Source organism: Flintibacter sp. HCN-6482, assembly GCF_037892565.1.
GTDB classification, from domain to species: domain Bacteria; phylum Bacillota; class Clostridia; order Oscillospirales; family Oscillospiraceae; genus Lawsonibacter; species Lawsonibacter aceti.
In genome coordinates, this window is the sequence record NZ_JBBKBK010000003.1 from 1 (window position 1) to 14,652 (window position 14,652).

The 14,652-nt window shown below is 62.5% G+C and carries 9 protein-coding genes; 2 read left to right on the plus strand and 7 right to left on the minus strand.

Annotation, left to right across the window (positions count from 1 at the left end; all coding sequences use genetic code 11):
- From WKS99_RS09455 to WKS99_RS09475, 5 genes are all read right to left on the minus strand, one after another.
- On the minus strand, window positions 1–1,113 hold a 1,113-nt coding region (locus WKS99_RS09455), incomplete at its 3' end, for a GerAB/ArcD/ProY family transporter (protein ID WP_340405811.1).
- Between the two features lie 16 nt (window positions 1,114–1,129).
- Entirely contained in the window at window positions 1,130–2,215 is a 1,086-nt protein-coding gene (locus WKS99_RS09460; RefSeq protein ID WP_186853176.1) for a Ger(x)C family spore germination C-terminal domain-containing protein, read from the minus strand.
- Window positions 2,212–3,720 carry a spore germination protein gene (locus WKS99_RS09465; RefSeq protein WP_147572631.1) on the minus strand — a complete coding sequence of 503 codons (1,509 nt, stop codon included), beginning with the start codon at window positions 3,718–3,720 and terminating at the stop codon, window positions 2,212–2,214. The genes WKS99_RS09460 and WKS99_RS09465 overlap by 4 nt, the downstream gene beginning before the upstream one ends.
- A gap of 85 nt (window positions 3,721–3,805) precedes the next feature.
- Entirely contained in the window at window positions 3,806–6,466 is a 2,661-nt protein-coding gene (locus WKS99_RS09470) for a cation-translocating P-type ATPase (protein WP_340405812.1), read from the minus strand.
- Between the two features lie 135 nt (window positions 6,467–6,601).
- Window positions 6,602–7,552, minus strand: coding sequence for a LysR family transcriptional regulator (locus WKS99_RS09475; protein ID WP_186853177.1), 951 nt, complete (start codon window positions 7,550–7,552; stop codon window positions 6,602–6,604).
- A gap of 219 nt (window positions 7,553–7,771) precedes the next feature.
- Here WKS99_RS09475 and WKS99_RS09480 point away from each other — a divergent pair, with 219 nt between their 5' ends.
- Window positions 7,772–8,989, plus strand: coding sequence for a pyridoxal phosphate-dependent aminotransferase (locus WKS99_RS09480; protein ID WP_147572625.1), 1,218 nt, complete (start codon window positions 7,772–7,774; stop codon window positions 8,987–8,989).
- Window positions 8,990–9,035: 46 nt separating this feature from the next.
- Entirely contained in the window at window positions 9,036–9,452 is a 417-nt protein-coding gene (locus WKS99_RS09485; RefSeq protein ID WP_147572623.1) for a RidA family protein, read from the plus strand.
- Between the two features lie 61 nt (window positions 9,453–9,513).
- On the opposite strand, the gene WKS99_RS09490 is transcribed toward WKS99_RS09485, so the two are convergent.
- Both WKS99_RS09490 and mfd read right to left on the minus strand, forming a co-directional pair.
- A complete protein-coding gene (locus tag WKS99_RS09490; protein ID WP_340405813.1) occupies window positions 9,514–10,827 on the minus strand; it encodes a peptidylprolyl isomerase in 1,314 nt (437 codons plus the stop codon).
- A gap of 151 nt (window positions 10,828–10,978) precedes the next feature.
- Complete coding sequence (gene mfd, locus WKS99_RS09495; RefSeq protein ID WP_445297955.1) at window positions 10,979–14,491, minus strand: transcription-repair coupling factor; 3,513 nt, start codon at window positions 14,489–14,491, stop codon at window positions 10,979–10,981.
- Window positions 14,492–14,652: the final 161 nt, after the last annotated feature.

A 14,652-nucleotide genomic window follows, 5' to 3' on the forward strand; every position in this document is an offset into this window, starting at 1 on the left:
TTCACTCCCTCCTACCACTATATCTGGACCGCCTGTGTCTTTTTTCACAAAGGCATCCGACAGACACAGTAGGAGTGGGATACCCAACGTCAGAATGATATGCCCCCAGGGCAGGACCTCTCGGCTCCATCGCTCTGCCGCCGCTCCGTCGGAGAAGCCAGCCAGGGCGCCCACCGCGGCGACGGCCAACGCCCCCGCCGCCAGTCCCCGCTCCCTGAGTCTGGGAATGGCAGTCCTGGCCATAGCCCGGATAGAAAATAGAAGGAGGGCCGCCATGGTCAGGTCTGAAAAGGTCCATAGCGCGGACACTACGCTCTCCACCCGTTGAAACGCGCCTTCAACGCCTACGCTCTTGGCCAGGGCAAAGAAGGGGCTGTCCAGACCTGCGGCCAGCCGAGGTCCCAGGTTACCCAGGATAACGGCCTGAGCCAAAGTAAGCAGGGCCATCCCACCTAGCCCCCAAAACAGCCAATGCCAGTTCCGCTTTCCCTCCTGCCCCTCCAGAGAGCCTGTCAGGAAGGCGGCCCAGCCGCCCCAGCCCACCACCCCAAAGGCGGGCAGAGCGGAGCGGAGTATTCCTGGCAAGTCCCCACTCCACAGCGGCAGCAAGTGCCCCGCCTTCACCTGTCCTAGAGACAAAACTAGGACCGCGGCCGCCGTCCCCAGAAGGACCACCAGAAAAAGCTGCGCCGCCCGGGCAAAAGGAGCGAGCCGGCCAGTTCCCATCCAGAGGGCCATCAAAGCCAGGGCCGCCAAGAAAAAGATCAGCGATCCGTCCCGGTAACCCGAAGCCAGCAGGCGCTGGGCACAAGCGCGAAGGCGGATGGCCAGAAGGAGCTCCGCCCACACTATATATATAATGAGGAGCAAGTTTCCCCCTGCCCTGCCCAGCCGCTCGCAAAAGGCGAACGCCAGCCCCCGCCCCCCGGAAAGCCGTCCCAGCAGCCAGCCCGATACCAGCGCCAGAGGAGCGGCGGCCAGCGGAGCCAGCCAGGCGCCCTTCCCCGCGGCAGGCAGGGTCAGACCGGGCAGCAGCTCCGCCGCCGGGGCCAGCAGTCCGGCCCACACCATGGTCATGAGCTGGGTGCGTGAAATATGGTCGTTGTTCTTCACAAGCTTCCCTCTTTCCTCACTCCTGGATCGATACCCTGATCTGGAGGTCTGGTTCCAGCGCGGCAAAGATACTGGGCCAGTCCTCCTGGATGGCCTGCCATTTGCCGGGCGAGGTCAGGGCCACCTGGGCGCCCAGCCCCAGGCAGTCCGCCTGCCACTGGCGGAGCTTGTCCAGCGCCCCCCTAATTTGGTTTTCCACCTGGCTGGCCAGCCGTCCGGTCAATTCTTTCCGCTCCTGGTCGGACAGGGGGTAGCGGTACTCCAACAGGTCCGCTTCGACGCGGCAGGTCAGCGTCAGCCCCATCAGCTTATTCCCTTCCCAGATAGGGGACATCTCTGTATGGGCCTGTGTCACGCGGAGCGCGGCCCGGTTTTCGGGCAGTTCGCCCTCCAGGAGATTGACTCCCGGCCTGCCGGCCAGCAGTTCTAGCCCCCGGGCCTCCCGCCCCTCCAGATATCCCGCCAGCAGCTCACCCTTCAAGATACCATAGCCGCCCTCCAGCAGGGAGGTGTCCCCCTCCCCCCCTTCCGCCGGGATAAGGGCTGGGACATAGGCCGCCCCCTGCTCCAGCAGGTCGGCATACACCTCCCCGGCAGTACGGGAGATGGTCGCCACCCCCATCTCGCTGTCGATCTGCAGGGTGGAAAGGCGGGCCTCCACCCCCTGATCTCCGCCAGATCGAACCGCTTCCTCCGCAGAGGCCTCCCGGACCAGCCACAGTTGAGCTCCAAGTCCCAGCTCCACATCCCGGGCAAAGTAGTCCAGCACAGATACTACCCCATGGCGGGCCAGCTCCTCCCCGAGCAAAAGCTGGTCTACATATCCGAAAAACACATAGCTGTCGCTCTGGCCCTGCATGGCCAGGCAGGCTCCACTGAGGGACTGGCTCTGGGCGGATAGGACTAGGGCAGACTGTCCCTCCGCCTGCAGCCCTCTGGCCCGTGGACCGGTGGAGGCGGTGACGGACAGTCCCGTTTCCAGCCAGTCTACTCCCATGGTACGCAACAGCGCCATGTCCCCCATTTCCCTGGCCCTGGGCAGCGGGGAGCACCCAGCTAAAAAAGCACAGGCAAGGGCCAAGGCACACAGCCGTCCTCTCATTTCTGATTCCTCCGGTTCTTGGTGTCATAGGCTCCATCCCGCCACTTCATTCGCGGCAGGGGCAGGCGGATCAAGGTAGGGTGGCCTCTCCTGGCCCCAGCCCCAGTGGTAAAGGGGGCCAGATAGGGGATGCCAAAGCTCTCCAGCCCGGCCAGGTGATAGATCAGGGCGGCCCAGCCCATGGCCAGGCCGAACAGCCCGCCCACACTGGCCAGGACGGCCAGCAGGAACCGCCACAGCCGCAGGGCGTTGCCAAAGTCCTGGGAGGGCTGGGCGTACCCCGCCACCCCGGCGATGGCAACGGCGATGAGGACCGCCGGGGACACGATATGGGCCTCTACCGCGGCGTTGCCCACCACCAGGCCGCCCAGAATGGATACAGCGGACCCGATAGGGCCCGGAAGACGGAGGCCAGCCTCCTGAATGACCTCAAAGGCCAGCAGCATAATTAACACTTCAAAGACAGTGGAAAATGGCACTTCCTGTTTAGCGGCCACAATGGACAGGGCCAGCTTCACCGGGATGGCCTCCGGATGAAAGGTGACCAAAGCGATATAGAGGCCGGGCACCACCAGGGTGACCAGGGCGCAAAACCAGCGGATCAGTCGGAGGGCGGAGGACACCATCCAGTGGTAGGCTTGGTCCTGTCCGGTCTTGAAAAACTGGTCGATAGTGCCAGGCACCAGCCACCCCAGAGGGATCCCGTCGGCCAGCAGGCCCACTCTTCCCTCCAGCAGGCCCTGGCAGAAGCGGTCCGGCCGCTGGGTATAGGCCATCAGAGGGAAGGGGCTTCTGTCTCCCTCCACCAGATACTCCTCCAGATTGCCGGTCGCTTCCACCCCGTCTATATCCAGGTCCGCCAGCCTTTCCTCCAGCTGGGACACAGTGTCCGGATCGGCGATGCCGTCCAAAAAGAGTACATCCACCACCGTCCTGGACTGCCGGCCTACGATCTGCTCCTTGATTTTCAGTTGGGGGGCCTTCAGATGGCGGCGTACCATAGCGGTGTTGGTACGCACCGACTCCACAAAGGACTCACGGCTTCCCTTCAGGGCAGGTTCATTGTCCGGCTCCCCCACCGACCGTTTTTCCTCTGTGGGGACAGGCAGAGTAAGCGCGTCTATCCGGCCGTCAAAAAACAAAGCGCAGCTTCCCAGGATAAGGTCATTGACCACATCGTCCAGTGTATCCCGCCGGACTGCGGCCAGATTATATAAGGCCCCATACTGAAGCATAGAAAACAATTCTCCCTCTGACACCTGGCTCAGTGCCGGATTCTGGGTCAGGGGACGCAGGATATAGTCGTTCAGTCTCTCATTTCGGGCCATTCCCAACAGATAACAGACAGTCACCATCCGCTCCCTGTCCCCGTGGAGGTACATCTGCCGCTTGCTGAAGTCGGCACAGCCGGCAAATGCCGCCTCCAGATTTTCCAGTGAGAGCGGTCCGGGAAACAGGGGTTCCTTGCGGGGATGGGGCCCGTCCACCTGATTTTTGTTTGACATGACAGCTCCCTCCTTCCGGCATAGTTTGCCAAGAAGAAGGGAGATTATGTAAAAATCAATTTTTCCCGCTGGAATGGAGGGACTTTTACCGTTTTGCTTTCTCTCTGACGGCAGACCGCTCCTCCCGCTCCCCTCGCTCTCCCTTCCGTCCCAGCGCCTTGGTGATCTCGCAGATGGGAATGGGGGCCGCCGCCAGCCCAAAGACAGCTAACCACTGGGCGCTGTCCATGGCAGTCACCGCAAATACGCCCTGGAGCGGAGGCACCAGCAGCACCGACAGTTGAAGCGCCATTCCCACCAGGAACGCCCGGTTCATAGCCGGGTTGGACAGCGCCCCCTGGGCAAAGAGGGAGCGGTCCTCGCTGCGGACATTGAAGGCGTGAAACAGCTGGCACAGGGTCAGCGTGGCAAAGGCCATGGTGTTGGCCACGGCCCCCTCCATGCCTGGAGCAGCCAGCCTGGTAAAGCCCAAAAAGTAAGCCGCCAGGGTGAGTCCGCCCACCATCAGGCCCTGCCAGGCCAGTCGGAAAGAAAATTTTTGATCAAAGAGGCCGGCCGCGGCGTCCCTTGGCTTCTCTTCCATAACCCCCTCCTCCACAGGCTCCACCCCCAGCGCCAGGGCGGGCAGGGAGTCTGTAACCAGGTTGAGCCAAAGCAGCTGCACAGGGACCAGAGGCATCTGTCCGAAGTCCAGCAGAGTGGCGGCAAAGATGGTGAAGATCTCCCCGATGTTGCAGGAGAGGAGGTAGTGAATGGCTTTTCGAATGTTGGAGTAGATGCCCCGCCCTTCCTCGATGGCGGAAACGATGGTGGAGAAGTTGTCGTCCGTGAGAATCATGTGGGCTGCCCCCTTGGCCACGTCGGTGCCCGCCACTCCCATGGCGCAGCCGATGTCCGCCGTCTTGAGGGCAGGGGCGTCATTGACGCCGTCTCCAGTCATGGCCACCACATGGCCCCGCTTCTGCCACGCCTTTACGATGCGCATTTTGTGCTCCGGAGTCACCCGGGCAAAGACGGCAAATTTTTCGATGTCCTCCTCCAACACCTCCTGGGGCATGAAGTCCAGCTCGCCGCCTGTCACGGTCCACTCTCCGGGGCGGATAATGTCCAGCTCCCGGGCCACGGCGGCGGCGGTTGCCCTGTGGTCTCCGGTGATCATCACGGGACGGACTCCGGCCAGGTGGCAGCGAGCCACGGCCGCCTTTACCTCCGGCCGGGGCGGGTCCATCAGGCCAAAGAGACCCAGGAAGGTCAAGCCGCTCTCCACCGCCCGCGGCTCCAGCCCAGGCGGCAGGATGTGCAGCTCCCGCCGGGCCACGGCGATGACACGCAGGGCTTTTTGGGCCATGGCCTCATTGGCCTCCAGCACCGCCCGCCTGTCTTGGGCGGACAGAGGCCCGCGGGGGCCAGCCACACATCGCTCCAGCAGGATGTCAGGGGCCCCCTTGACAAAAACAGTCCAGCTCCCGTCCTCCCTGGCATGAATGGTGGACATAAGCTTTCGTCCGGAGTCAAAGGGCAGATCCGCCGTCCGTGGCCAGTTCTGTTCCTCCTTTTCCTGGTCCACCCCTTCCCGGGCGGCCGCCACCACCAAGGCCCCCTCGGTGGGGTCACCGACAGCGGTAGGCGCCCCCGCCTTCCACTCCAGCCTGGCATCAGAGCACAGGCAGCCGGCCAGCAGAGCGTCCCGCCGATGGCCGCCAGCAGGTGTCCATAGCTCCTGGACCGTCATCCGGTTTTGGGTCAGTGTCCCTGTCTTATCCGAGCAGATGACGCTGGCACAGCCCAGCGTTTCTACGGCGGGCAGCTTTTTTACTATGGCCCCCCGGGCCGCCATACGCTGGACGCCCAGGGCCAGGACGATGGTGACGATGGCTGGCAGCCCCTCAGGAATGGCAGCTACCGCCAGGGATACGGCGGTAAGAAACATATCCAGCATATTTTTTCCCTGGATCAGTCCCACCCCGAACATGACAGCGCACACCGACAGGCACAGGAAGGACAGGGATTTGGAGATCTCCCCCATTTTTCGCTGGAGCGGCGTGTCGCCCTCCTTGTCCTCCAGAAGCAGGTTGGCGATCCGCCCCATCTGGGTGTCCATCCCCGTGGCCACCACCAGGGCGGTCCCTCGGCCGGCGGTGATCATGGTGCCAGAGAGCACCATGTTGGTCCGGTCCCCCAGAGCGGCCTCCTCAGGCAGCCGGTCGTGGGCTCCCTTTTCCACGGGGACCGATTCGCCGGTCATGGCCGACTCGTCCGCCTGGAGGCGGCTGCACTCCATAACTCTAGCGTCAGCGGGCACCATGTCCCCCGCCTCCAGCAGGATCACGTCCCCAGGCACCAGGGCGGCGGCGGATATCTTTTTTGCCCGCCCCTCCCGCAGGACATGGGCCTGTGGGGAGGACATCCGCCTCAGCTCCTCCAAGGCCTGCTGGGCGTGGTCCTCCTGGGTGATGGAGATGACTCCGTTGACCAGAACAATAATTAGAATGATAGCGCCGTCCAACCAGTCCTCCCCGCCGCTGGCCGCCAGGGACAGGGCGGCCGCCCCCAGCAGCACCAGGATCATAGGGTCCTTCAACTGGCCTAGCACCCGGGCCATCACAGAGGGCTTTCTGGGCGGCTCCAGTTGGTTGGGACCCAGCCGCTCCAGCCGCTGGGCGCTCTCCCGCTCCGTCAGGCCGGAGGGACGGCTGTCCAGCTCTTTCATTACCTGTTCCAAAGGCCGGCTGTGCCAGTCACTCATATGTACCACGCTCCTTCTCAGCTTCTCTTTCAGTATAGCCTTGGGCCTGTCCATTTTTTGGAGAATCCTGGGGGAAGAAAAAAAGAGAGGCTGGGGCATAAAAATCCCCCGAACCAGAGGTTCGGGGGTGTGGGTTCACTCCTCCTGCCGATTTTTGTCCATAAAGTCCAGGAAATCGGTATAGATAGCCGGGAGGGAAGATTCCCTCCGGTAGTAGAGATAGAGGGTCCGCATCACATTCTCGTCGTCGATCTCGTAGAAGTAGAGCTGGTCCGTGGGCTTCACATGGTCCAGCACCCGGGGGCGGACAAAGGTGAGGCCATGGCCGTTCTCCGCCACATGATAGGCGGTCAGCATCTGGTCCAGGTACATATTCACCTTGGGGGTAAAGCCCGCGTTGCGGCACAGCTTCAGCACCCGGCGGTAGGTGTCGCTCCCCTTCTTCAGCAGCAGAAAGCCCTCCTTGGCAAAGGCGGACAGAGGCGCCCGGTGGCTGTCCACCCCCATGCCGCTGCCTGATCGGACCTGTTCAAACGTGAGGCGCCACTCCGCCATCTCCTGGTTGATCTCCAGCCCCGCCGGGACTGCCAGGATCAGCTCCTCCTGCCCCCAAAGCTGGCCCTGAAACAGGTTGGTATCCAAGGGGTAAATATCCAGCATGAAGTCAATGACACCGGACTGTAGACACTTAGTCAGGTCGCTGGTATTGCCTTCCAGCAGGCTGACCACATAGCCGGGGTACCGGCGCTGAAATTCCATCGCCAGCTCAGACAGCACATAGGAGCAGAAATAGGCGGATGCTCCAATGGTGATGGCCCCCTCCCGCTGGTCGGCCAGCTGGGCGAGGCGGCTGCGGAGCTCGTCCTCTATGCCCATCACCTGCTCCACCGCCTCCACATAGCATTTGCCGGCGGGAGTCAGGCGGATGGGGTTGGTGCTGCGGTCAAAGAGGGGGGCTCCCACCCGCTCCTCCACCTTCTTCACCTTGCTGCTGAGGGCTGGCTGAGAAATAAACAGCCGCTGGGCCGCCCTGGAAAAGCTGCGCTCCTGGTAAACAGCATAGACATATTCCCTGTCTCGGAGCATAGGACGTCCCTCCTTATTTTAATCGTATTAGAATGATTTATTTTACCTCAACAGGGCCCCTTGGGGCAACCTTAAAATTTTTTAGATATATTCTTATATAATTTTCTGTAATTGATTTTCTGGCGGGATGCTACTAAAATAGAGCTATCAAAGGCGGACCGGCACTCTTCCTCCTCTGGAGGAGACGGCACTGACCACTATTCAGGAGGTATGTTGAATATGGATTACATCACTGAAAAATTCTCAAAGCTGGGCTGTGACAACGCTCCCGGCCAGGAGACCCTGCAGAAGCAGGAGGCCCTGCCCATGGAGGGCGATCCCATCCCCGGCACCCCCGTAGACTTCTCCCACGGCGACGTGGACGCACACAAGCCCATCCCCGGCAGCTTGGAGAAGTTTGTGGAGGGCTATGTGGTGGGAGGCGGCCACCAGGCCTACACCGAGTACCGCGGCAAGAGCGATATCCGCGCCTATCTGGCCCAGAAGCTCACCGAGTTTAGCGGCGCCCCTGTGGACGCGGCCAGCGAGCTGATTCTGACTCCCGGCACCCAGGGCGCACTGTTCCTGGCCATGGGCTCCCTCATCGGTCGCGGGGACAAGGTGGCCATCATCGAGCCCGACTATTTTGCCAACCGCAAGCTGGTGGAGTTCTTTGACGGCGAGCTGGTCCCTGTGCCCATCCACTGGAAGGATGTGGACCGTTACTCCGGTCTGGACCTGGAGGCGCTGGAAAAGGCCTTCCAGAGCGGCGTAAAGGTGTTCCTGTACTCCAACCCCAATAACCCCACTGGTGTCATCTACTCCCCTGAAGAGGTGGCCGCCATCGGCCGGCTGGCCAAGAAGTACAATGTGGCCGTCATCGCCGACGAGCTGTACTCCCGCCAGCTCTTCGATAAGGACCAGCCCTACACCCACCTGCGCGCCCTGGAGGAGAAGCCCGACACTCTGATCACCATCATTGGCCCCTCCAAGACCGAGTCCCTCAGCGGCTTCCGTCTGGGTGTGGCCTACGGCTCCGCCCACATCATCACCCGCATGGAAAAGCTCCAGGCTATCGTGTCCCTGCGGACTGCCGGCTACTGCCAGTCCGCCTATCTCAGCTGGTTCTCCGAGCCCGATGGGTGGATGGAGAAGCGGGTAGCCGACCACAAGGCCATCCGGGACGATCTGCTGAAGGTTGTCGCCAAGTACCCCGGCTGCTGGGCCCGTCCCACCGAGGGCGGCAGCTACATCTTCCTCCAGCTCCCCGCTCTGAAGGTCACCCTGGACCAGTTCGTTAAGCTGTGCCGGGCTCAGGCCGCCGTCACCGTCACCCCCGGCACCGAGTTTGGTCCCCAGTTCACGGACAGCGTCCGCCTGAACTTCTCCCAGGATCACCAGGCTGCCGTGGCCGCTGTGGAGCGCATCTGCCAGATGGCCCAGCGGTACCACGCCTAAACACAGCCGCTACTTAATATTACCAAAACATAAAGGAGTGTCTGTTATGAGTAATCCGATCCCGCAGGGCAAGTATAAGCCCGCCGTCCGGAAGGGCAACCTGATCTTTACCGCCGGCATGACCCCCCGCCTGAACGGCCAGCTGATTATGTCCGGCAAGGTGGAGAGCGGCGTCTCCGTAGAGGACTACCGCCAGGCCGCGGACCAGGCCACCGCCAACGCCTTGAACGCCGCCCTCAGCTGTGTACAGCCTGGGGAGAAGATCACCCAGATCCTGTCCCTCACTGTTTATATCAACGCCGCCCCCGACTTTACTTCCCACGCCAAGATCGGCGACCTGGTTTCCGACTATCTCTATGAGAAGCTGGGCGACGCCGGCATCGGCGCCCGGGCCGCCATCGGTATGGGCACCCTGCCCGGTAATGCCCCTGTGGAGGTCCAGTTCATCGCCTGGGCGGAGTAATCCGCTCCCTGAACAGCAAAAAACGGGAGGCTCTCAAAAGAGAGCCTCCCGTTTTTTGGATTTATCCCTGGCTTCCAGAGGCGCTGGAACTGTCTGTCGCGGGACTGGAGCCATCGGAGGGGGCGGAGGAGTCCGCGTCATCCTCCGCGGCCTCATAGATGGCCGCAATCTCCTGCTGAACCGCTGCCTGCAGGGCCGTAACCTGGGTCCGGAAGGCGATGGGATCGATCTGCTCAAAGGCCTCGGTGGGCACGACGCCGTACTCATCCAGCCACTGCTGACTCAGAATCTCCATTTTGTCCGCCACCATCTGCCCGCGGTAGTCAGCGGGGTCCAGAGGCAGCCGAAGAATGATGTGGTAGCCATAGGTGCTCTCCACCACGTCGCTGATCTCCCCGTCCTTCAGGGCCAAAGCAGTGTTCTCAAACTCTGGGACCATCTGGCCCTTAGTGGTTGTGTACCCATCAGGATTGGCGGCTAGGCCGCTGTCCTCGCTGTGCTCGTTCATCAGTTCGTCAAAGAGGGCGATGGGGTCCTCCGCAGCCCTTAGCTGGGCCAGCAGGTCATCTGCCAGCGCCTTCTTCTCCGCTACTGTGGCGTCGTCTAAGGGGGCATACCCGGTGGTCCCGTCCTCATTGGTGACAGTCTGCTCCATATCCTTGGTCAGCAGCAGAATGTGCTTGGCCCGATAGACGCCCAGCTCATCCTGGGCGTAGGAGAGTACCTCGGCGTCGGTGGGATAGCCCTCGCTCCCCTCGCCGTAGTAGAGCTCCTGGAGCTGTTCATCCAGGCTGACCCCCTCGTACATACTGCGGAACTGGTCCGGGGTCATCATGCTGGCCCAAAAGTAGTGCTCCATCGTTTCCTGGCCGCCCAGCTCCTGGACGGCGCTGTCTAGAAAGGCCGCCACCTGGTCCAGCATCTCCTGATCTGGGGACAGCCCTTTCTCCGCGCACAGTTCCGGAACCAGGCGGTAATAGGCGGCAATCTGAAGGGCAGCGTTCTTTAGCGTGTCCGCTAAGGTGCCGTCCTCTGTTTCGCTGTCCCATGGCAGGTCGGTCAAGCCAAACATGGCATACTGCTGCAACTGATACTCGATGTTGTAGTTCAGCCAGTAGAGCAGGCTTTCAGCGGTGATCTCATAGTCGCCCACCTTGGCCACTACGGTGTTTCCGGGGACGCCGGCGGTAGCCTGATAGGGGTCCGTGACCCCGGTCAGGTCCATGGGCTCAACTTCAGAGGGGGCGGAGGTGTCGGCGGAAGAGCCGCTGGTGCTGCTGTCCTCCGCGCCGTCCCCCTTGGAGCAGCCGCTCAACAGCATGGTCCCCAGTGCCAGCGCAAGGGCCAGGGACAGGATTCGTTTCATCATGATCATGGAGATAGGATTCCTTTCTCATCAGGACAAGTTTTGTCTCTCTTAGGCCAAAGGCCTGCGGACGCATATCATCATAACACAAAATGAAGCGGGGAGCAAGGGCAAGTGAGGGCCCGCTCCCCTGGGGCACGGGCCGGGCCACGGCGGGCGGTCACCCCTCCGCGGGCCCCTCACCTCCGGCGGCGTAGTCGGCCACCAGGGTACGGGCCGCCCGCAGAGCGTCCTCCCCCTGCTTCAGCCGCAGGGAGAGATACGGGAGCTCCCCGGCGGAGAAAAGGAGCCGGCCCTTGTACTTGCGATCTCCACACAGGAGGGATACCTGACGCAGATCGAATTGAGGGATGGTCAGCAGCAGGCAACCATTCCTCTGGTCGATGTCGGTGACGCCGGCCCGGGCGGCGTCCGCCCGGAGCAGCGCCACGGAGATCAGGTTGTTTACAGTCCTTGGAGGCTCGCCGTAGCGGTCGATAAGCTCATCCACCAGGTCGTCAGCGTCGCTCTCCTCCCGGATGGCGGCGATGCGGCGGTACAGGTCCATCCGCTGCTCCGGGGAGGGCACATACCGGTCGGGGATGGAGGCGGCCACCGACAGGTTGGCGGAGCACTCGGCACGTGTGGGGACCTCCTGTCCCTGCTCCAGCAGGACGGCCTCCTCCAGCAGCTTCAAGTACATATCATAGCCCACCGAGAGCATAAAGCCGCTCTGCTCCGGACCCAGCACATTGCCCGCCCCCCGGATCTCCAGATCCCGCATGGCGATCTTGAAGCCGGAGCCAAATTCGGCAAACTCCCGGATAGCCTCCAGCCGCTTGGAGGCCACCTCGGTGAGCACCTTGCCCCGACGGTAGGTCAGATAGGCGAAGGCCCGGCGGCTGGACCGGCCCACCCGGCCCCGAATCTGGTGGAGCTGGGCCAGGCCAAGCTGGTCGGCGTTTTCGATGATAAGGGTGTTGGCGTTGGGCAGGTCGATGCCCGTCTCGATGATGGTGGTACACACCAGCACGTTCAACTCCCCGTCGGTCATCCGGCTCATCACGTCGTCGATGGCCTCCTGGGTCATCCTGCCGTGGGCCACACCCACCGCCGCATCCTCCCCCAGCAGCGTCTGAACACGGGCGGCGCAGCGGTCGATGGTCTCCACCCGGTTGTGGAGGTAGTAGACCTGGCCGCCCCGCTCCAGCTCCCGGCGCATGGCGTCGGCCAACACCCCCCAATCGTGCTCCAGCACATAGGTCTGGACCGGCTGGCGGTCCGCCGGCGGTTCCTCCAGGGTAGACATATCCCGGATACCGGACAGGGCCATATTCAGTGTGCGTGGGATGGGGGTGGCGGACAGGGTAAGGACGTCCACCTGCTTGAACTGCTCCTTCAGTTTCTCCTTGTGCTGCACGCCGAAACGCTGCTCCTCGTCCACCACCAGCAGCCCCAGATCCTTGAACTTCACATCCTTATTGAACAGGCGGTGAGTGCCAATCAGGATATCGACCGAACCGTTCTCCACCTGACGCAGTGTCTCCTTCATCTGGGCGGGGGTACGGAACCGGGACACCACGTCAATGTTCACCGGATATTTGGCAAAGCGGCGCAGGGCTGTGAGATAGTGCTGACGGGCCAATACGGTGGTAGGCACCAGGATAGCGGCCTGCTTGCCGTCCAGCACGCACTTCATCATGGCCCGGAAGGCTACCTCCGTCTTTCCGTAGCCCACGTCGCCACAGAGGAGGCGGTCCATTGGGGAGGCCCGCTCCATATCTGTTTTGATCTCCTGGATGCAGCGCAACTGGTCCTCCGTCTCGGTGTATTCGAACTGCTCCTCGAACTCCCTCTGCCATGGGGAATCAGGAGAAAAGGCATATCCTGGCTGACGCTGTCTCTGGGCGTAGAGCTGAATAAGCCCCTTGGCCAGGTCCTGAACCGCTTTTTTGGCCCGGGTCTTGGCCTTCTCCCACTCGGTGCCCCCCAGTTTGTTCAGCTTCTTGGTCTCCGCCGCGTCCTCGCCGCCGCCAATGTACTTGGACACCATATCCAGTTGGGTGGCTGGGACATAGAGCACATCGGTGCCGGCATAGGCGATCTTCACATAGTCCTTCTCCACGCCGTCTACCTGCATTTTGACCATACCCACATAGCGGCCCACTCCATGGTGCTCATGAACCACCAGGTCGCCGGGGGACAGGTCGGCGTAGGACTTCAGCTTTTGCCGGTTGGTGGCGTCTTTCCGGGCCCGCGGCTTTTTGATGGCCCGCGGGTCGCCCTCTGTGATGACGGCCAGTTGGATGGATGGATACTCCATTCCCCCGGACAGGCCGCCCACGGTGATGACCGTCTGCCCAGGCCGGGGCAGCTCCTTCATCTGGAAATCCACAGCCGACTTTACCTTCTGCTCCCGGAGCAGTCCCTGTAGATCCAAGGCCCGCTGCTCCCCGGACACCAGCACCAAGGAGGAAAAGCCGCTGTTCTGGTAGTGAGCCAAGTCCTGGACCGCCGTCTCCAGACTGGCCCCAAAGGAGGGAAGCTGCTTGGCGGTGATGGACAGCAGCACCTTGGGCGGGTCAGGATAGGCGGAGGTGGTAAAGGAGTCCAGATAGACCACCGGCCAGTCCCGCAGCAGGGCGGTGAGCTGGGAGAAGGTCAGGGACAGCTCGCCGCAGGAGCCATCCAGCAGCCCCCGCTCCAGCAGGGACTTCACGTCCTCATCCAGCTGCCACTGCCAGGTCTTGGCCCGGTCAGCCACCCGGGCGCATTCGGAGAATACCACACAGGCATCTCCGGGGAGATAGTGGGCGGCGGAAGCCGCCTTGGGATAGATCAACGGCAGATAGCGGTCCATAGCCGGGAAGGAACGGCCCTGGGAAATGGCCTCCCAGTCCTGCTCCAAGGTGGCTGCCAGCTCCTTTAAGCCGTTCTGGGCGGCCTTAGCCGCCAGTTGGCGGAGCCGCTCCGACAACCCGGCCAGTCCCCCTGGGGCCAGCTGAGGCAGCGTCTCGGCGGCCGGGAGAAGGCGGACCTCCTCCAAATTTTCCGTCCGCCGCTGGGTGGACAGGTCAAAGGAACCCATGGCGTCCACCTCATCCCCGAAAAACTCCACCCGGGCTGGGGCGTCCATACCGGGGGCATACACATCCAGGATGCCGCCCCGGAGGGCGAACTGGCCCACACCCTCCACCTGGTCACACCGGATGTATCCCGCGGCCGACAGGGCTTCCGCCATCTGGGCCAGGTCCTGGCTCTGGCCGACTTTCAGTCGGAAGCAATACTGCTCCAGCGCCTGTGGCGGAAGGGTGCGCTGGAGCAAGCCCTCCACCGTGGCTACCAGGAAGGGAAGCCGCCCCGCGGCCAGCTTCTCCATCAGGGCCAGCCTCCGGTGCTCCCACTGGCGGGAGACGGTGGCGGCATTGTGGAAGGTAAAGGAGCGCGGGGTAAGAACCGGCACCTCCTGACCTACGAAGGCAGCCAGGTCCCGGGCCAGCCGTTCCCCCTCCCCTTCGTCGGCGCACACCACTACCACGGGCCGCCCGGTCATCGTCCCAATCCCCGCGGCCATGTGAGCCCGGTGGACCGCCGCCACACCGGACAGGGCGGCGGGAGAGCGGCCCCCCTCCAGGGCGGAGAGGAGCTGCTGGAATTCAGGGATGCGGTTCAGGGCGTCAATAAGCAGCTGCATCATAACAAAACCTCCGAAGCAACGCGGCAAAGCCCCCAATCCAACCGGACAGGGGGTGATCTCTTTGGTATGGATAAAAGTTTACTCCAGAATAGGCCCGTGTCAAGAGGAACAGGGCGGTAAGTGGGACCGCCCCGTTCAGAGGGTCATCCAAAAGGAAG

Excerpts from the sequence above, each read along its gene's own strand:
- WKS99_RS09480 (WP_147572625.1), top strand. The coding sequence starts at position 7,772 with ATGGATTACATCACTGAAAAATTCTCAAAGCTGGGCTGTGACAACGCT.
- WKS99_RS09475 (WP_186853177.1), bottom strand. The coding sequence starts at position 7,552 with ATGCTCCGAGACAGGGAATATGTCTATGCTGTTTACCAGGAGCGCAGC.
- WKS99_RS09485 (WP_147572623.1), top strand. The coding sequence starts at position 9,036 with ATGAGTAATCCGATCCCGCAGGGCAAGTATAAGCCCGCCGTCCGGAAG.
- WKS99_RS09465 (WP_147572631.1), bottom strand. The coding sequence starts at position 3,720 with ATGTCAAACAAAAATCAGGTGGACGGGCCCCATCCCCGCAAGGAACCC.
- WKS99_RS09490 (WP_340405813.1), bottom strand. The coding sequence starts at position 10,827 with ATGATCATGATGAAACGAATCCTGTCCCTGGCCCTTGCGCTGGCACTG.
- WKS99_RS09460 (WP_186853176.1), bottom strand. The coding sequence starts at position 2,215 with ATGAGAGGACGGCTGTGTGCCTTGGCCCTTGCCTGTGCTTTTTTAGCT.
- WKS99_RS09470 (WP_340405812.1), bottom strand. The coding sequence starts at position 6,466 with ATGAGTGACTGGCACAGCCGGCCTTTGGAACAGGTAATGAAAGAGCTG.
- mfd (WP_445297955.1), bottom strand. The coding sequence starts at position 14,491 with ATGCAGCTGCTTATTGACGCCCTGAACCGCATCCCTGAATTCCAGCAG.